Below are 17652 nucleotides of genomic sequence, written 5' to 3' on the forward strand. Positions count from 1 at the left end.
CACATCCCAACCAACCATCCGCACTCCCCAACCCATATGTGAAGGAAGATAATGAAAAAGGCATCCTCAACGACGAAGAAGCTGCTCACAGGCACGGCGATTGCCGCCGTCGCCGCGCTTGGCCTGACCGCCTGCGGCGCGGGCGACCCGAGCGCCGGCAACGACAACATCACCATCGGAGTGACGGTCTACGACATGTCCTCCTTCATCACCCAAGGCAAGGAAGGCATGGAGGCCTACGCCAAGGCCAACCACATCAACCTGCAATGGAACTCGGCAGGCGGAGACGTCGCCACCCAGGCCAACCAGATGCAGCAGTACGTCAACAGCAAGGTCAACGCGATCATCATCGTCCCTGTGCAAGCCGACTCACTCCAACCCCAGGTAGCCGCGGCAAAGGCCGCTGGCATTCCCGTCCTCGACGTCAACACCGCCCTGTCCGGGGCTGACCTGACAGCCAGCGTCCAGCCCGACGACGTCGCCGCGGGTGAGCAGGAAGCCACCATGATGGTCAACAAGCTCGGGGGCAAGGGCAATGTCGTTGTGCTCGAAGGCCCCTTGGGCTCTTCACCGCAGATCGGCCGGGGCAAGGGCATCCAGAACGTGCTCGACAAGAACCCCGGCATCAAGGTCCTGGCCAAGGACACCGCCAACTGGAAGCGCGACCAGGCCGTCAACAAGATGAGCAACTGGGTCTCCGCGTTCAAGGGCGACATCAACGGCGTCATCTCCCAGAACGACGACATGGCCCTGGGTGCCATCCAGGCCCTCCGCGAAGCCGGGGTAAAGGGCACGCCGGTCGTCGGCATCGACGGCATCGAGGACGGACTTAACGCCGTGCAGTCCGGCGACATGATCGGCACCTCCCTGCAGCACGGCACGGTGGAGCTTGCCGCCGGCCTCGCAGTCGCCGCGAAAATCGTGCGCGGCGAGAGCGTCAACAAGAAGCCTGTCTACACGATGCCTGCCATCACCGCCGCCAACGTCAACGACGCCTTCAAAAACGTCGTGACCGACAAGGACGCCTTCCTGAAGAACCTCCCCGCACTCATCAACGACAACCTCCAGGGCGGCAACATCGCCTACGAAGGCCTTCCGGGCCAAAAGAAGTAGCCGGCCACCGGCTGCCCGGGCGCCGCCCGGGCAGCCTGTCCGCCCCAACCACCACGTATTCCCGACCGGAGCACCACAATGACTGTCTTGTTCAATGACCCCTCCGAGTTCGCTGAAGACCAGTTCAGCGGATTCCTCGACCTTTACTCCGACCGCCTCCGCGGCGTGCCGGGCGGCGCCGTCGCCCACCGATCCGAAACCCCGCAGGTCGCAGTCGTCGTCGGAGGCGGCTCCGGGCACTACCCGGCCTTCTGCGGAATCGTGGGTCCCGGATTCGCAACCGCGGCCGTCGTCGGCAACATCTTCACATCCCCCAGCGCCGCCCAGGTCTACTCGGTGGCCAAAGCCGCCGACCAGGGCAAAGGCGTCATCCTCACGTTCGGCAACTACGCCGGCGACAACATGAACTTCGGCATCGCCGCCGAGCGCCTCCGTAAGGAAGGCATCGACACCCGCATCGTCGTGGTCACCGACGACATCGCCTCATCCCCTATCGAATCCGAGCGCCGGGGCATCGCCGGGGACTTCACCGTCTTCAAAGCACTTGGTGCCGCCGCTGCCGCGGGCCTGGATCTGGACGAAGTAGAACGCATCGGACGCGCCGCCAACGCCGCCACCCGCAGTTTCGGCGTCGCCTTCTCCGGCTGCACCATGCCCGGCGCCGACGCACCGCTCTTCACTGTCCCGGAAAACCACATGGGCGTCGGTCTCGGCATCCACGGCGAGCCGGGGATCCGTGACGAAGTCCTTGGAACCGCTGAGGAGCTGGCCAGGCTCCTTGTCGGCGACCTGCTCAACCAGGCCCCTGCCAGGGCTTCGTCCCGTGTGGCCGTGATCCTGAATGGATTGGGCACCACGAAATACGAAGAACTGTTCCTGGTGTGGAATTCCGTGGCACCGTTGCTCCGCGAGGCGGGCCTGGAAATCGTCGAACCCGAGGTCGGGGAGCTCGTGACCAGCCTCGACATGGGCGGTATCTCGCTCACCCTCATGTGGCTGGACAAGGAACTCGAATGGCTGTGGAGTGCCGAGACCTATACCCCGGCCTACCGGAAGCAGAAATCCGCGTTGCGGGGGCTGCGACCGGCCGTCCGACACATTGACGAGGCAGAAGAGCTCGACTCCATTCCGGTCCCGAGCCCAGCCGCCGTCCCGGTGGCCACGCTGGTCCTGGATGGTTTGCGCGTGTTGGCCTCGACGATGCACGCCAACGAGACCGAGCTTGGGCGCATTGACGCGGTAGCCGGCGACGGCGACCACGGCCGGGGCATGGTGAAGGGCGCCGACGCAGCGCTGGCCTCGGCCGAGAGGGCCGCCAGAGCAGCCGCGGGTCCTTCCTACATCCTCCGCAAGGCCGGGCAAGCATGGGCGGCCGCGGCAGGGGGCACCTCAGGGGTGCTCTGGGGAGCCGGGCTGGAAAGCGCGGCAGCGGTCATCGACGATCAAGGCACCAGCTTCGACCGGGGCGTGATCGCAACGGCCGTCCATGCCTTCTCGAGCGCCATCACCGACCTTGGCCGGGCCAAACCAGGTGACAAGACGATCGTCGATGCCATGTTGCCGTTCGTCGACGGTCTGGAGCTCGCCCTGATGAGCGGCAAGGACCCCGCCGTTGCCTGGGCTTCCGCAGCTGCCGAAGCATCGGCAGCTGCAGCTGCCACAGCATCCTTGACACCGAAGCTGGGCCGGGCACGCCCGCTGGCCGAGAAGAGCATCGGCACCCCCGACGCGGGCGCGACGTCATTCGGCATGATCGTCACCGCCCTTGAAGCCCTCACCCCTGCCACTGAAAGGACCCAGTCATGACCACCGGTCTGAGAATCGTCGTCGGAAGCGATGACGCAGGATTCGACTACAAAGAGGCCCTGAAGAAGGACCTCGCCGCCAACGGCCTTGTCGCTTCCGTTGTGGACGTCGGCGTTGACACCGACGGGCACACCGCCTACCCGCACATCGCCGTCGAAGCCGCCCGCATCGTCGCCTCCGGTGAGGCGGACCGGGCACTGCTTGTCTGCGGCACCGGGCTGGGAGTCGCCATCGCCGCGAACAAGGTCAAAGGGATCCGCGCAGTCACTGCCCATGATTCCTTCTCTGTCGAGCGAAGCGTCCTGAGCAACAACGCCCAGGTCCTCTGCCTCGGCCAACGCGTCGTGGGCCTGGAACTGGCCCGCCGCCTCGCCAAGGAATGGCTCACTTACGAATTCGACACCAGCAGTGCCTCGGCCGAAAAAGTCCGGGACATCTGCGCTTACGAAGGATAGAACAATGGAACAGCAATTCGACGGCAAAATTGCCATCATTACGGGCGCCGCAAGCGGCATCGGCTACACCGTCGCCCACCACCTCGCATCACGCGGCGCCCGGGTCGTCGGCGTGGACCTCTCCGACAGCGTCGGGCCCCTTATGGCGGAGCTCCCCGGCAAGGGCCACCACGGCATTGCCCGCAACCTGACCGCACCCGAAGCGGCCCGTGAGATCGTCGAAGAAACCATCCGCGTCGCCGGTGTCCCGCACATCCTGGTCAACTCTGCCGGCGTCGCCTTGCTCGATGCCGCCGTCGACGTACCGGCGGCGCGCTGGCAGGCAACGATCGACATCAACCTCAGCGCCAGCTTCTACATGGCCCAGGCGGCAGGCCGGGCCATGGTCGAGGCAGGCTACGGGCGCATCATCAACCTCGCCTCCCAGGCCGCTGTCATCGGCCTGGACCAGCACGCCGCCTACTGTGCCTCCAAGGCAGCGATCGTCGGCCTCACCCACGTCCTCTCCCTGGAATGGGCGCCCAAGGGTGTCACGGTCAACGCCGTCTCCCCCACCGTGGTGGAAACCCCTCTGGGCAAGAAGGCCTGGGCCGGAGAAAAGGGCGAGAAGGCCAAGAAGGAAATCCCTGTAGGGCGCTTCGCCCAGCCCGAGGAGGTCGCCTCGCTCATCGGGTACCTGGCAAGTGACGACGCCGCCATGATCACCGGCAGCAACGTCCTCATCGACGGCGGCTTCACCACCGTCTAACAAACACACCAGACAGGAGCGTTCCGCGCCCGCGGACCGCTCCTGTCTGCCATCACACCAAAAGTCCTTGAAAGACGCACAGAGAGGGGCTCGGTTTACGTGCCACATTTGGAAGAGCAAGAACTGACTTGGACAAGCCTGGACCAGCGCGCCGTGGACACCGTCCGCGTTTTGGCCGCTGACGCCGTCGAGAAGGTCGGCAACGGTCACCCCGGTACGGCCATGAGCCTTGCACCGGCCGCCTACCTGCTGTTCCAGAAGCTGATGCGCCACGACCCGAAGCACCCGGACTGGATCGGCCGTGACCGGTTCATCCTGTCCCCCGGACACACATCGCTGACCCTGTACATCCAGCTGTTCCTTTCCGGCTACGGCCTGGAGCTGAAGGACCTCGAGGCCCTGCGTACCTGGGGTTCACTGACCCCAGGTCACCCGGAATACAAGCACACCGCCGGCGTCGAGATCACCACCGGCCCTCTGGGCCAGGGCCTGGCGTCCTCGGTGGGCTTCGCCTACTCGCAGCGCCGCCAACGCGGCCTGTTCGACGCCGATGCTCCCGCCGGCGAGAGCCCGTTCGACCACACCATCTGGGTCATTGCCTCTGACGGCGACCTCCAGGAAGGCGTCACCTCGGAAGCTTCTTCGCTGGCCGGGCACCAGGAACTGGGCAACCTCGTGGTGATCTACGACGAGAACCACATCTCGATCGAAGACGACACCGACGTCGCGTTCACCGAAGACGTCCTCAAGCGCTACGAGGCCTACGGCTGGCACACCCAGCGCGTGGACTGGACCAAGACCGGCGAGTATGTCGAAGACGTCCAGGAGCTCTACGGCGCCCTGCTCGCCGCGAAGGCCGAGACGTCCAAGCCGTCCATCATCTCCTTGCGGACCATCATCGGCTACCCGGCACCCAAGAAGCAGAACACCGGCAAGATCCACGGTTCCGCCCTCGGTGCCGAGGAAGTCGCAGCACTGAAGGAAGTCCTGGGCTTCGACCCCGAGCGTTCCTTCCAGGTTGACGAGGACGTCCTGGCACATGCCCGTGCCGTCGTCGAACGCGGCGCAGCCGAGCGCAGCGAATGGCAGGCATCCTTCGAGGCGTGGCAGACCGCCAACCCCGAGGGCGCGGCACTGCTTGAGCGCATCGAGGCCAAGAAGCTTCCTGTCGAGCTCGACGCCGCGCTGCCGGTGTTCGAAGCAGGCAAGGAAGTCTCCACCCGTGCCGCTTCCGGCAAGGTCCTGAACGCGATCGGCCCGGTCCTTCCGGAACTGTGGGGCGGCTCGGCCGACCTCGCCGAGTCCAACAACACCACCATCGAGGGTTCGCCGTCGTTCATCCCGACCTCGCGCTCCACCGGCGCATGGAAGGGCAACCCTTACGGCAGGGTGCTGCACTTCGGTATCCGCGAGCACGCCGCCGCGTCGATCGTGAACGGCATCTCGCTGCACGGCCGGACCCGGGCGTTCTCCGGCACGTTCCTGATCTTCAGCGACTACCAGCGTCCCGCGATCCGCCTCGGCGCCCTCATGGGTGTCCCGTCGCTGTACGTCTGGACCCACGACTCCATCGGGCTTGGCGAAGACGGCCCCACCCACCAGCCGGTGGAACAGCTGTCGACCCTCCGCGCCATCCCGGGCCTGGACGTTGTCCGTCCCGGCGACGCCAACGAGGTTGCCGCAGCTTGGAAGACCATGCTGGAGAACCACGAGAACCCGGCAGGCATCGTGCTGACCCGCCAGAACATCCCGACCTACGCACGCGGCGAAGGCCTTGCCGAGGGCGACACCTTCGGCTCCACCGCCGGCGTCGCCAAGGGCGGCTACGTCCTGGCAGAAGCTTCGAAGGACGGCGCCACGGTCCCGGCCGACGTCATCCTGATCGGCACCGGTTCCGAGGTCCAGCTCGCGGTGAACGCCCGCGAATCGCTCCAGGCCGAAGGCATCGCCACCCGCGTCGTCTCCATGCCGTGCGTCGAGTGGTTCAACAAGCAGGACTCCGCCTACCGCGAGTCCGTGCTCCCGGCCGCCGTCAAGGCCCGCGTCTCGGTCGAAGCCGGCCTGGCACTGGGCTGGAAGGAATTCGTCGGCGACGCCGGACGCTCCATCAGCCTCGAGCACTTCGGCGCCTCCGCAGACTACAAGCGCCTCTTCAAGGAGTTCGGCATCACGGCCGAAGCAGTCGCCGCCGCCGCCAAGGACTCCCTCGCGGACCTTATAGCCTGATTCTGAGGCTCGGCCGGGGCAGGTCCGAGGCTGCTTTGCCCCAGGCCGAGCCCAAGAAATGCCACTGGCGGACAAAGCCGCCATGCCCGCAGAGTCCGCAAGACAACTGCTGGTTCAGGCACGGAATGGCCCAGCACCCACAGCTGCAGTGTCTGCATCTGACGGGTCGCATAGTCGTAGGGGTTTGACTGCTTATATGGGTTTCCACTGGAAGGGAGGAATACCCAGTGCGCCCGCAACGAGGTAATTGATGCAGTCTGCACGCTCGGTGAATTTCCGATATTCTCCCGCCAAGATAGTGTTCGGAAAGCAACACGGTGAAGTCACACTGGCCGTCCTGCCAAAGGGCCGCTGCAGTCGATGAGAGCGCCCCAAGGGCTCTGCGTTGCTGACAGCCGAGGAGTTGCCGCCAGGTTTCGTTTACCTAGGCGCACTGCTGCGGCTAATGCAACTGGACGTTGCTCCACCCCGCGGACCAGGTAAGTCTTCCTGGCCAAGCAGATCGTGAAATTTTCAGGGTCTGGTCCTTTTCAAAACAGGCACGCGCCCGAAAAGAAGGCTCTCTAGAACCCGGCGGGGAAATGGATCACACCATTCCTGAAGCTGATCGCCGTTGGCCATGAGCCCTCAGAAATGCCTAATCCTCCCCCGGGACGAGCCAGTTGGCCATGACCTTGGATACGCCGGGTACGAAGATGTATGTCACAAGGGGGTAAGAATTCCCACTGAACCGTCACCTTCATCCTTCGCCCCAGCCGGGGCGGGATGAAGCCCGGAATCGAAATCTGGCGCCAAGCCAACCGTTGCTAGCCAGACCGTGTCCACACCTCCGCGTAGACTAGCGTCGTGACAGACGTAGTTGCCCGATATCCAATCGCGGTCGAAAGGCCGAATCCCCATGAAAGCGATGCGCTTCGACTCCTCGCCGCTGATCCAGGACATTTGATCCGCGTTGGGCGTCAACTGCATTCAGGGCTCCAGTCGATTGGCGGCAAGGGCGATCTAACTCCATCACAATTTGCGGTCCTCCTCGCTCTCTCGCGCGTGCCCGGTCTAGATCAAACTGCTGTTGCGGACGTGTCAGCGCTGGACCGGTCAACGGTCGGAGAAATCGTCCGACGGCTTATCAAACTAGGGTTTATCTCGTCGGTTCCGGACTCTTCAGACGCCCGTCGTCAGCGTTTGTTCGCCTCGCCCGACGCCGTGGAGCTTGTTCGTGGCCATGGGCGTCGCCTCCGTCACGCAGATGAGATTTTTCTCTCGCCGCTGAACGGCACTGAACAAACTTGGTTCCTGACCCAGCTTCGGCTGATCGCCTTCAGCCATCGCCCGGATGCGTCTGCGTCCGGGTTCGAAGAGGTTCAGGAATGGAGTGACGGACTTGCGATCGCTGCAACGAACTGGGCCTTTGGTCGACTGATCCGGATCAGCCAGCAAGCCTACGGCTCTTTATGGAAAAGGGAGATCGGATCTGTCGTTACCCCTTTGGCTTATTCTGCTGTCAGGGTTTTGGTGGAGGACGGTCCGTTCGATCAACGTTCCCTGTCGGTGATCCTGTCGCTGGACAAAGCATCAATGGCAGGTTTAGTGTCCCGAATGAGTTCGCAGCGGCTCTTGGAATCCGCTCTCCACCCATCGGACAAGCGACGAAAAATCATCCGAGTGACACCCAAAGGTGCCGATTCTTCCCGCCTCATCGCTCCGTCATTTTTCCGCGTAACGGAAAGCATTCTTGAACCTGTCGAGCAACACAACCAGATACCATTCCTCGCCCTCTTTCGACGGCTGACGGTTGAGCGTACTGATACGTAGTACCCCGGGGGCCTTATCCGAGCATGGTCGAACCGCCATCAACACTAATGGTCTGTCCAGTCACGTAGCCAGCCTGTGGTCCAAGAAAGAACACAATCGGACCGACGAGGTCAGCTGCTGAGCCAAGGCGCCCAAGGGCGACGCCGGAGAGGTGAGTTTGCATGGCCTCGGAACTAATGCTGCTGAGCTCTTCAGCGAGCCCTTCAACGGCGATAAGGCCGGGCGCAACACAATTTACCCTTACGCCGTACGTTCCCGTTTCGCGGGCGAGTTGGCGAGTAAGTCCGATGACACCGGCCTTAGCCGCGGCGTAGGCCTGAACCCCTGTCCGTGAATAGGTGCGACCGGCACCTGATGAGATGTTCACGATCGATCCCCCGATTCCGCCTGACTTCATCGACTTCACGGCAGCACGGCAACAGTAGAAAGTGCCGTCGAGGTTGAGACTCACGACCTTTTTCCACTGGGCGTCTGTTACATCTTCCACAGGGGATCGATCAGTACCAGGACCGCCCGCAGCATTTACAAGCATCGAGATGGGACCGCTGGCTGACGTGATCGATCTGAAGAGGGAATCGACTGCATGCGAATCCGTAACGTCGAGGTTTACCGGGTGGATGACTCCGGCGCCGACAGGGCGCGACGCCTCGCTAGGGCTGAAACCAATATCGGCTGCCCACACGGTAGCACCGCGCCTCGCAAGCTCTTCGGCTGTTTCCAGTCCGATCTCACCGAGAGCGCCAGTAATAACAGCAACCCTGTCCGTGAAGTGTTCTGCCCGTATTCCGGCACTGTGCCCGTTCATGCCCGCCGCTCCGCGCTCGCAATCGATTCCCTGAGCCCCGCCCAGGAAATCGCGTCCGATACCCGTGATGCAGTCTCAACTAGTCTCGCCACGATATCCAGCACCCGGTCCCCCTGCGTAGAGACGGGGAAACCAAATAGTGTCAGATAGAGAACAACGTTTCCCTCGGAATCAAACACTGGGGCCGAGACGTTTCGGACTTGGTATGTCTCACCAGAAAGGATTTCGTCACGCTCGTATGCATCGGGACCATTCAGGGAAGAGGCTAACTGACTTAGTAGCGGGTCCGGTTGGCGGGTAGGTCCATCGGCCACCAAATCTTCCAGCCTCTTGTCAATCGACCTGAAGCCTTCGCTGAACAAGGTGATCGTCCACCCTTTAGCTCGCACCCGTGCCAGGGCATCCCGGTGTCGTGCTCGCTCCTTAACGTTTTCGCGTGGAACTCCCCGGTCGATCCACCTGTCCTGCGTGGCGGGATCAGCCCAGGCGACGAGCAGGGCCCCCATGGGGGCTTCGAAAGGCAGACGTATGCCTACCCTTACCGGTGAACCCCCGTTCGGGGGGACACCCGCACTCGCCAGACGGACGAGAAAGTTCTCCACAGGGGCTACGGCGGAACATTCCATCCCGAGTTCAGCCGCAAGGGACTCCATATGCTCCCGGGCCATGTCGACAAACCTGATTTGCTCAAGAGCGTCAGTTGCGGCAGGCATCACACGCGAATGGGGTGAGAATCGGCCGTATCCGCCTTGGAAAAACAAGAGTGGCAGATCCGGTGAATGCTCCGAGATCGCTAGGTCCCGGACTGCGCCAAGAACGATGTAGTGATCACCCGCTTCGGTAATCGACTCGAAGTCGCAATCAATCCAGGCCACCGAGTTCTCGATTATTGGAGAGCCGGAACCGGCAGGGCGCCACCGAACCGACGTGAATTTGTCGTTGGCGCCCTTCACAGCGAGTGCACGACAGACCTCCTCTTGCTGCTCGCCGAGTATGTTGACGCAAAAGCTCTTTGACTCGCGGAGCGCCTTGAATGATTCCGAATCTTTGGTTGGCGTAAAGGAAACCAGTGGTGGATCAAGCGACACGGAACTGAACGTGCCGACAATCATTCCAACAGGCTCACCACCTCGCCCAACAGCCGTAATTGCTGCGACACCTGTCGGGTAGTTCCCAAGCACTGATCGGAAATATCGACCGTCGGTGACCCGCGGCGAAGGGTCGGTAAGCATTTGCATTCTCCTTGGTTTAGTTGATGAGTCGTTAGGAGCTGAGTGAGCGGGACGGTTGGTCCGGAGGGTAGTTACCGGACAGACGACGAAGAGCCGCTGCTGCGAGGACTGCGGCACCATCCCCCATTACACCGTCGTCGAAGTTGGCTCCAGCAGAGTGGTTCGGGTGCAGGCGGCCATTCTGATCTGGAATTCCGGCGCCCACCAGGAAGAACGCACCAGGGATCAGCTGCATCAAGCGGGCATAGTCGTCCCCAGCCGGAATGGGCACGGCAAGCTCCTGAAACCGTGCGGTCCCCAGGAGATCCTGGACCACCCCACGGAGCAGATCCACCTCGGCTTTGTCGTTGTCGACGACGGGATACCCCTCCCGATAGTCAACCTCGGCACGTACGCCATGCGCCAAAGCGATGCCAGCAGCAACTGACCGTACAAGATCGGGCAACTGGTTGGCCGACGCCTGGGAGAAGGCCCGCACCGTACCTGCAAGGACAACAGATTCGGGGATTACGTTCGGTGCGTTCCCACCATGGATGCTTCCGACCGTAATTACCGCAGGGTCAAAGATGTTTACCGTGCGGGTCAACCGAATCTGCAGACCCAAAGCGATCTCCGCAGCTGCTGGTACAGGATCTACGGCCGCGTGTGGGAAAGCCGCGTGACCGCCGACTCCCGAGACCTTAATTTGAAATGTTGCGCTCGTGGCGTGGGAGACCCCGGCGCGGCCAGAGAAGACCCCGTGCGGGAACGTGTCCGCCAAGACGTGCAAACCATACGTCGCGACGGACTCGGAGCCAATGACGTCCATCAACCCTTCGTCCAGCATGACCTGCATGCCGTCGTATCCTTCTTCCCCGGGCTGCCAGACCAGCACGACACGCCCAGCCACTTCCTTGACACGGGACGAGAGCAGTGCGGCAGCGCCGACGAGGGTGGCCGAATGCAGGTCATGTCCGCAGGCATGCATGACGTTTTCGGTGAGCGATCGCGGCCCGCTGCCTGGCGCCTCCTGGATGGGAAGTGCATCCATGTCGGCCCGTAGGACTACGGTCGGGCCGGGCAGGGATCCGGTAAGGACCGCGATGACCGAGCTGCAGGTCTGGCCCAGGATTAGATCAGCGTCCAAATCCGAGAGTGCTTTCACGATGAGTGCTTGGGACGCTGGAAGCTCGAGACCGATTTCCGGATGCTGGTGAAGTTTCCTTCGAAGCGCCTGCATCTCAGGAAGCAGGGCGTGAGCGCTGGAGAGGAGCGAGCCATGATCCACTGCGTTCAACGCCAGGTCTGCCCGAGCACCCGAAGAGTGTTGCCGCCGGCGACCTTACGAATGTCGTCGTCGGAGTACCCTTGCTTTAGCATCCAGCCAATCGCATTGCGAAAGTTCTCTGTCGGGTTTTCGAATCCTGCGCAGTATTCGGATTTCGTTGCCGAAATTGGCTGGACGCCAACACGAGTCAGGGGGGCTGGCTCCGAGGCCGGCTCGACGGCGTCCACGTTCGCGCCGAACAGAGTAGAGAATTCAGTATGGATCTTGGCGTGGTCTGCATAGAGGGTGTCGGGCCCGAAGGTCACGTTTTCGATGCCCATGAGGTTGGCGCAGTACTCAAAGTGCTGCATCACTGATTCAATGGTGTGGGCCTCGTGATCCGGGGACATCGTGGAGTTCGGGGCAGCCTCGATTCCCAGCAGTCCGCCGGCTTCCGCAAGCGCTTTCAGGACGTGGTCGGGTTTCATCCGCTCGCTGGGCCAAACACCGCGTGCACCGGCATGGGTGATCATGACTGGAGCCTCGGAAGCTGCGATCGTGTCAATCGATGTCCGGTCCCCTGCATGGGAGAGGTCAATTGACACGCCGAGCTTGTTCATTCGTTCCACCACCCGGTGACCGAAGCGTGTCAAGCCGCCGTCGGAGGATTCTTTCAGACCCCCGCCCAATAGGTTGCCCTCGTTGTAAACCAGTCCCATCTGGCGGACGCCCCAGCCATGCAGTATGTCAATGCGGTCGATGTCGTTGTCAATCATGCTGGCTGCTTCTAGCGCTAGCACCCAGCCGAGGTGTCCGGAGCCAGCAATGGCCTTGATGTCGTCGACCGTCCGCACGATCCGCACGAAGTCCTGGTGGGCGATATCCGCGAGACGATGCCCAATGTCGTAGGCCACATCGGCCCAGGTCCAGCTGTAGTGACTCATGATGCAGCCGGTAGGTCCTGCCAGATTGTCAAAAACAACATCCATCCCGGAGTATGACAAGCCCTCATAACCGACCGGGTATCGGCCGCTCTGACCGTACTCGACGGCCTTGGACATGTCCTTGGGGAAAACCTGGGGATGGTCGTGCAGGCTGATCACCAGATTGTTCTGTAGAAGATCTTCTGCATGAGCTGCCTGCTCAGGCGACAGCCCCAAATCGTATAGCGGCAGGCGGTCGATTTCCGGTGTCCACTCATAGGTTCGGTAGTCGACCCCGGGCGTGAGGTAGTCGAAGGATCGGTAACCGGCGTACCCGGACGCCTGATTGAAATTACGCGTTGAGGGCATCGGTTTTCTTTTCTTGGGTGCAGGCTGGAGTTTGATGATCGTTGAGTTGAGGGAACAGTCGAAGGGCATTGTCCCGGAGATACGCGCGCTTTTGTTCGCTTGTCAGCAGATCCGTGCCGCGCAGGTCGGCACTCAGCTCCGCCCCCATCGAGGTGTTGGTAAAGGGGAAGTCGCTGCCGTACACGATGTTGGTATCGGGAACCAGGGCCTGAAGCGAAGCGATCTGGTGTGGCAGAACGCTTCCTGCGAGATCGAAGTAGCAGCGCTGGAGTGTTTCGATGTAGCCGGGTATGCGTTCGGCGTCGTGGGATAGGCCGGAATTTGCCCTCCACACGTTGCGCTCAATGCGCTGGGCCAGCGCTGGTATCGCGGCTCCAGCATGCGGAATAATCACCCGTATGCCCGGGTGCCGCGAAAGTGTGCCCGAAAAGATCAGGTTTGTGATCGCTCGCGTGGAGTCGAAAAAGAACTCATACATCGACCGTGACCACTCGTTCATCACCCCGGGGACAACCAGCGCTGGTTCAGTCGGATGGATAAGTAGCCGGGCATTGCGTCGTCCCAGTTCTTCCATGATGGGTTCAAGTCTCGGATCTCCCAAGTAGACCCCTTCCGTGTGGGTCAGCAGAGAGACGCCCCAGGCTCCCAACTCATCGAAGGCATACGCGATTTCGGCAAGGGAAGCTTCGACGTCAGGAACGGGCAGCGCAGCCAGAAAACCGAACCGGCCAGGGTATGCCGCCGCAAGTCCCGCGCCTGCCTCATTGGCCGACCGCGCGACAGCGGCGGTATCGACCCCTGCCAGCCTGACGCCCGGCGTCGAGAGGGATACTATGGCCGTCTCGATGCCAAATCGGTCCATTTGGGCGAGCTGAGCCTCGTCGGACCAGGCAGGAATGCCGCCATGGAAGCCATCTGGATGCGTGATGCCGGCCCTGGCCAACGCGTCACGGTAGCCCTGCGGCACGTAGTGGGTGTGCACATCAATCGCCTTCAAAATATCGCGGTTCGCCGCCCCCCGCGACATGCGAGCCTCGTTCTGCTCGTCGGAAAACCGATTCATTGGCGCCCCACTCACCATGACCACCCACGCGATTCCGGTGACTCCCAGAGGCCCGCCTTTTCCAGATAGGGGAACACGTCCTTCATGGCCGAAATTTCTTCCGGATTCCAGAGCAGGGTGATGAGCATGAATCCCCGTAGTCCGGTCACTCTGTGAATCTCCATGAACTGCTCGGCCACTTCCTCGGCTGTCCCGACGAGCACCTTGCTTCCTGCGGCGATGCCGATTTTCCTTGCAGCCTCGTCGAGTTGGGAGCCGAAGTTGTCTTGATACGTTTGGCTGCCTCCCAGAAAGCCTTTTGCCCAGCCACGGGCAGCATCCATGTCAAGCGAGTCCTTCACCCATTGGAACTTTTCCTGCGCCTGGGAGCTGGTCTTGCCAATGCAGATTCCGACCGATCCGGCGAGGCCGACCTCAAGCCGATTGCGTCCGGCCGCCTCAGTCTTGTCGCCGACTTGGTCCACTGTCGCCTTCACCTTCGTGAGATCGTCAACAACCGCGAAGAATGCGTAGTCAGCGCTTTTTGAGATGAACTCCTGTCCAGCGGCTGAAACTCCTGCGTTGAATATGAGAGGTGACTGCTGCACGGGATATGGCCCGCGTGGAGTTCCCTCCAGTTTGTAGTACTTCCCATCAAATTTGATTGGTTCGCCACGAGCCCCCCATAGGGTCCGCACGGCGTCCAGAGTTTCAGAGACAACGGCGTACCGCTCATCATGGTCAATTTCGTCGGTAAGTCCGAATAGACTCGCCTCGGATCCCTTGGAGCCGGGCACGATGTTCCACCCCCAGCGCCCACCGCTGACCACGTCCAAGTTGGCACCAAGCCGTGCGAGTACTACTGGGGAGATATACCGGGCATGCATAGTGGTGACGACGCCGACGTGATCCGTCGCGGCCATGACGATCGGCGCCCACACTGGCGCGGAAATACAAGGTTCACCGTGACCAACCCGCGCATTGTCCGGGCCGTGGTTTGTGTAGCCGTCGGCGAAGAAAACGAAATCGACGCCGGCGTCCTCGGACGCCCGGGCGAATGCAATATGCGCGTCGATGTCGAGCACGTCAGGGTTAGCGGCAGCGACGATGCCCGAGGTCACGCTCGGCGAGGGCGAGTTCGGGTACATGACCCCAAAGCGCATCTTGTCGTCGACCTTGCGGGGTTTCTCTGCCTGTCGTCCGGTGGCTAGCTGAGCTGACATTTGCTGACTCTCCTAATAATGGGATGCTGTCGGAGCCCCGGATGTGCCCGAGGCGAGTTCTGTGAGGTTGTGGCGTCCAAAGTTGCGGGCTCCGGTTTCCAGCTCGCCGATGAGCCAGGTGAGACGTTCGAGATAGGGTGTCCTGAGGCCAACGTCCTGGGCGAGCTGGAGCAGTGAAAGCAAGTCAGGACGGGCTTCCGTTGGCCTCCGCCGAACAGCGATATCGCGAAAGACTCCGCTGCGGGACTTTCCGGGCATTGAACCCGTGAAGGCTACAAGACGGTCAAAAGCCTCATCCCGGGCGGGGGCTTCCGCCGTCGTCCGCAGGTAATCAGGAGTGATCCCGTCGAGGGGCATTAGGCGGACACCTTGGGTGTCCGCGACGGCGTAGACCTCCGTGGCTAGTTCTGCCATTACTTCGCGAGAAGAATCGATGACAACGGAGACATGTTCGTCCACCAGCGCGGTGGCTGTCAGGATTGCGGCGATACCCCTTTTCGACCATAAATAGCCGGTGATGTTGTCGGTCGCCGCAACATCGCCAATGCCTGCCAGATCATCCACGAAAGAGAGAATGCGTGGGCTCACGGGTCCGTGGTGTTCCCCCAGCACAAGCGCACCAGGGCCGCCCACCCGGATGGATCCAGGGCCGAGAACATCCGCGGCAGAATTGACAAACGCCGATGCAATGCGGTCAGAGTCAATCCATAGCCCCGCGGTGTCGAAGGTGTCACTGTTTTGGCACAGCACGACGGTAGCCTCGGTTGACAGATGCGGGGCCAGCCATTCTGCGGCGGCGCCAACATGTTGGGCCTTGGTCGCCAGGAAGACTCGATCCAGCCCGAGCTTGATTCCGCTGGCATCCACCTCGGACGTGGTAACGGCCTGGTGCATCCGCAGCACGTCCGAAGCGCCGTCAGCGGAAACCAAATCGAGTCCGCGTTCGCGGATAGCGCGGATGTGGGCCTCGTCCGAGTCAATTAGCGTCACGTTGTGCCCTGCACTCGCGAGCGTGTGCGCCAAGGTGCCGCCTATGGCGCCTGCACCGAGAACTGCGTAGTCATTCAAATGCAAAGCTGAACTTCCTTTCATGGGTTGGTTTCCGGCGGGGTCGGATCCAGGCCTAAGGCGAGTGGCTGTTTGCCGGGCTGTTCCGGGGACGGCTGCGAGAGGACGCCCCCGGAACAGCGGGTGGGCGGCTATTGATTCATCGAGATCTCGTGGAGCAACAAGAGCGAATCGGCGGTGAAGGAAATGTTTCTGACAGTCGGCTGGTGAGCCAGCGGAAGACTGAGTTCGTTAAGCGGAACCGAAATGCCGTTCGAAATCACGTAGCTTTGGACATCGGCGACAATCTTCATCCGGGATTCAATATTGCTCTCCGATGCCTGGGCGATCAGCAGCTTGTCCAGTTTCGGATCGAGGCCGAAGTAGGCGGTGCGGAGCGCATCGGGGTCTCCCCGGGTGAGGCCGGAGAATCGAAGCTCATAGTCGCCTTTGGCCCAGGCAGCATTCGCGTCGGCATCCGGGAGCGGGCGAAGGGTGACCCCGACACCGATTTTGGCCAGGTTGGCCTGCGCGAGTTCCATGAGGGGTACCAGGGGGCCGTAGAGCTGCGACCCGTAAAGCAAGGTCGTTGTCAGGCGCTGACCATTTTTCACACGAATGCCGTCAGGTCCGGGCACCCATCCGGCGTCTTGAAGGATTTTCGCTGCCTTGTCCGGGTTGTAGGCCATCTCTGCACTCAGATCCACAAAACCGGGGGTCGTTGATGAAAGGGCTCCGGTCGCGACCGTGTTGTACTCGGTAAGGGTCGCTTTCACGATGGTGGACCGGTCCACGCCGAGCTGGAGTGCTTGGCGCACAGCGATGTCAGTGAGCACGCCCTTGGTCGGATTGACGAAAAGCTCTTGGGGAATGCCCGGGTTCGAGCGAGACTCGATTGGCAATGCGGACGCCTTCAGCGTGGCGACGTCAGCCTTTGATACCTCCATCATCAAATCACTCTGACCGCTGCCCAAACTTCCTGTTCGGACACCACTTTCCGGAACGATGCTGATTTCGACGCTATCTACGTAGGCGGCACCTTGATGCATCGCCTTGGGCGCCCAGTTATAGTCCTTCCGCTTCGTGAGTTTCTGGAGCTGATTGTGTTCGTAGCTATCAAGGACGAATGGTCCGGAACCACTGATGCGCCCCAGGCAGCGGTCAGCTTGGCTTAGCAACGTCGACTTGCTGGAAATCAGACCCATCGACGGTGTCGACACCGCCTGGAGAAATGCCGCGTTTGGACTGGTGAAATTGACTTGCGCAACTAGGTCACTGACGACGGTAGTTCCTGAATAGCCAACGAGATATGTTGACGCCAATCGGGCTTTCGCGCCGAGAGCAACTATTGCGTCGAGGTTGTCCTTGACCGTCTGGGCGGTCAGAGACGTGCCGTCACTAAAGGTGACATTGTTGCGGAGCGTGAAGGTGTAGCTCTTTCCGTCAGGCGAAATGGTCCAGGAATCGGCGAGCCACGGTTGAAATTTACCGGAGTCCGGCTCCTGATACACGAGGGAGTCGACCATGGCACGACCCACAACGAGTTGTGTTCTTCCCAGACTTTGCTGAGGGTCGACGCAGCCCTCGTCCGCTCCGATAGTCATT

At 61.6% G+C, this 17652-nt stretch carries 14 protein-coding genes; 6 read left to right on the forward strand and 8 right to left on the reverse strand.

What is annotated here, in order from left to right; translation table 11 throughout:
- The first annotated feature begins 51 nt into the window (after positions 1 to 51).
- The 6 genes from AC4CS3_RS05570 (at position 52) to AC4CS3_RS05595 (ending at position 8160) form a co-directional block, all read left to right on the forward strand.
- Positions 52 to 1113: a substrate-binding domain-containing protein gene (locus AC4CS3_RS05570; RefSeq protein ID WP_490782559.1), complete on the forward strand. Its 1062-nt coding sequence runs from the start codon at positions 52 to 54 to the stop codon at positions 1111 to 1113.
- A 78-nt stretch (positions 1114 to 1191) separates the two neighbouring features.
- A complete protein-coding gene (locus tag AC4CS3_RS05575) occupies positions 1192 to 2919 on the forward strand; it encodes a dihydroxyacetone kinase family protein (protein WP_490782560.1) in 1728 nt (575 codons plus the stop codon).
- Positions 2916 to 3374, forward strand: a complete 459-nt coding sequence (locus tag AC4CS3_RS05580) for a ribose-5-phosphate isomerase (protein ID WP_490782561.1) — start codon at positions 2916 to 2918, stop codon at positions 3372 to 3374. Before AC4CS3_RS05575 ends, AC4CS3_RS05580 begins: the two co-directional genes overlap by 4 nt.
- A gap of 4 nt (positions 3375 to 3378) precedes the next feature.
- Positions 3379 to 4122 (forward strand): GolD/DthD family dehydrogenase, encoded by a 744-nt coding sequence (locus tag AC4CS3_RS05585; protein WP_490782562.1) that lies wholly within the window; start codon positions 3379 to 3381, stop codon positions 4120 to 4122.
- 108 nt (positions 4123 to 4230) lie between these two features.
- Positions 4231 to 6348, forward strand: coding sequence for a transketolase (tkt, locus tag AC4CS3_RS05590; RefSeq protein WP_490782756.1), 2118 nt, complete (start codon positions 4231 to 4233; stop codon positions 6346 to 6348).
- Positions 6349 to 7194: 846 nt separating this feature from the next.
- Complete coding sequence (locus tag AC4CS3_RS05595) at positions 7195 to 8160, forward strand: MarR family winged helix-turn-helix transcriptional regulator (protein WP_490782563.1); 966 nt, start codon at positions 7195 to 7197, stop codon at positions 8158 to 8160.
- Positions 8161 to 8173: 13 nt separating this feature from the next.
- Here AC4CS3_RS05595 and AC4CS3_RS05600 read toward each other — a convergent pair whose 3' ends face one another.
- From AC4CS3_RS05600 to AC4CS3_RS05635, 8 genes are all read right to left on the reverse strand, one after another.
- Positions 8174 to 8965, reverse strand: a complete 792-nt coding sequence (locus AC4CS3_RS05600) for an SDR family NAD(P)-dependent oxidoreductase (protein WP_490782564.1) — start codon at positions 8963 to 8965, stop codon at positions 8174 to 8176.
- A complete protein-coding gene (locus tag AC4CS3_RS05605; RefSeq protein ID WP_490782565.1) occupies positions 8962 to 10197 on the reverse strand; it encodes a flavin reductase in 1236 nt (411 codons plus the stop codon). Before AC4CS3_RS05605 ends, AC4CS3_RS05600 begins: the two co-directional genes overlap by 4 nt.
- A gap of 31 nt (positions 10198 to 10228) precedes the next feature.
- Positions 10229 to 11416, reverse strand: coding sequence for a M20 metallopeptidase family protein (locus AC4CS3_RS05610; protein WP_490782757.1), 1188 nt, complete (start codon positions 11414 to 11416; stop codon positions 10229 to 10231).
- 53 nt (positions 11417 to 11469) lie between these two features.
- Positions 11470 to 12735, reverse strand: coding sequence for a dipeptidase (locus tag AC4CS3_RS05615; protein ID WP_490782566.1), 1266 nt, complete (start codon positions 12733 to 12735; stop codon positions 11470 to 11472).
- Entirely contained in the window at positions 12719 to 13798 is a 1080-nt protein-coding gene (locus tag AC4CS3_RS05620) for an amidohydrolase family protein (RefSeq protein WP_490782567.1), read from the reverse strand. Before AC4CS3_RS05620 ends, AC4CS3_RS05615 begins: the two co-directional genes overlap by 17 nt.
- 11 nt (positions 13799 to 13809) lie before the next feature.
- Positions 13810 to 15000 (reverse strand): LLM class flavin-dependent oxidoreductase, encoded by a 1191-nt coding sequence (locus AC4CS3_RS05625; RefSeq protein ID WP_490782568.1) that lies wholly within the window; start codon positions 14998 to 15000, stop codon positions 13810 to 13812.
- Between the two features lie 12 nt (positions 15001 to 15012).
- Positions 15013 to 16074 (reverse strand): ketopantoate reductase family protein, encoded by a 1062-nt coding sequence (locus AC4CS3_RS05630; protein WP_490782569.1) that lies wholly within the window; start codon positions 16072 to 16074, stop codon positions 15013 to 15015.
- 125 nt (positions 16075 to 16199) lie between these two features.
- A complete protein-coding gene (locus AC4CS3_RS05635) occupies positions 16200 to 17651 on the reverse strand; it encodes an ABC transporter substrate-binding protein (protein ID WP_490782570.1) in 1452 nt (483 codons plus the stop codon).
- Position 17652: the final 1 nt, after the last annotated feature.

The organism is Arthrobacter sp. SE2, assembly GCF_058244265.1.

What these genes read in the sequence shown, in the direction of transcription:
- AC4CS3_RS05635 (WP_490782570.1), bottom strand. Translation starts at nt 17,651, where the DNA reads ATGACTATCGGAGCGGACGAGGGCTGCGTCGACCCTCAGCAAAGTCTG.
- AC4CS3_RS05575 (WP_490782560.1), top strand. Translation starts at nt 1,192, where the DNA reads ATGACTGTCTTGTTCAATGACCCCTCCGAGTTCGCTGAAGACCAGTTC.
- AC4CS3_RS05585 (WP_490782562.1), top strand. Translation starts at nt 3,379, where the DNA reads ATGGAACAGCAATTCGACGGCAAAATTGCCATCATTACGGGCGCCGCA.
- AC4CS3_RS05605 (WP_490782565.1), bottom strand. Translation starts at nt 10,197, where the DNA reads ATGCTTACCGACCCTTCGCCGCGGGTCACCGACGGTCGATATTTCCGA.
- AC4CS3_RS05580 (WP_490782561.1), top strand. Translation starts at nt 2,916, where the DNA reads ATGACCACCGGTCTGAGAATCGTCGTCGGAAGCGATGACGCAGGATTC.
- AC4CS3_RS05615 (WP_490782566.1), bottom strand. Translation starts at nt 12,735, where the DNA reads ATGCCCTCAACGCGTAATTTCAATCAGGCGTCCGGGTACGCCGGTTAC.
- AC4CS3_RS05625 (WP_490782568.1), bottom strand. Translation starts at nt 15,000, where the DNA reads ATGTCAGCTCAGCTAGCCACCGGACGACAGGCAGAGAAACCCCGCAAG.
- AC4CS3_RS05620 (WP_490782567.1), bottom strand. Translation starts at nt 13,798, where the DNA reads ATGAATCGGTTTTCCGACGAGCAGAACGAGGCTCGCATGTCGCGGGGG.
- AC4CS3_RS05610 (WP_490782757.1), bottom strand. Translation starts at nt 11,416, where the DNA reads ATGCAGGCGCTTCGAAGGAAACTTCACCAGCATCCGGAAATCGGTCTC.
- AC4CS3_RS05570 (WP_490782559.1), top strand. Translation starts at nt 52, where the DNA reads ATGAAAAAGGCATCCTCAACGACGAAGAAGCTGCTCACAGGCACGGCG.
- AC4CS3_RS05600 (WP_490782564.1), bottom strand. Translation starts at nt 8,965, where the DNA reads ATGAACGGGCACAGTGCCGGAATACGGGCAGAACACTTCACGGACAGG.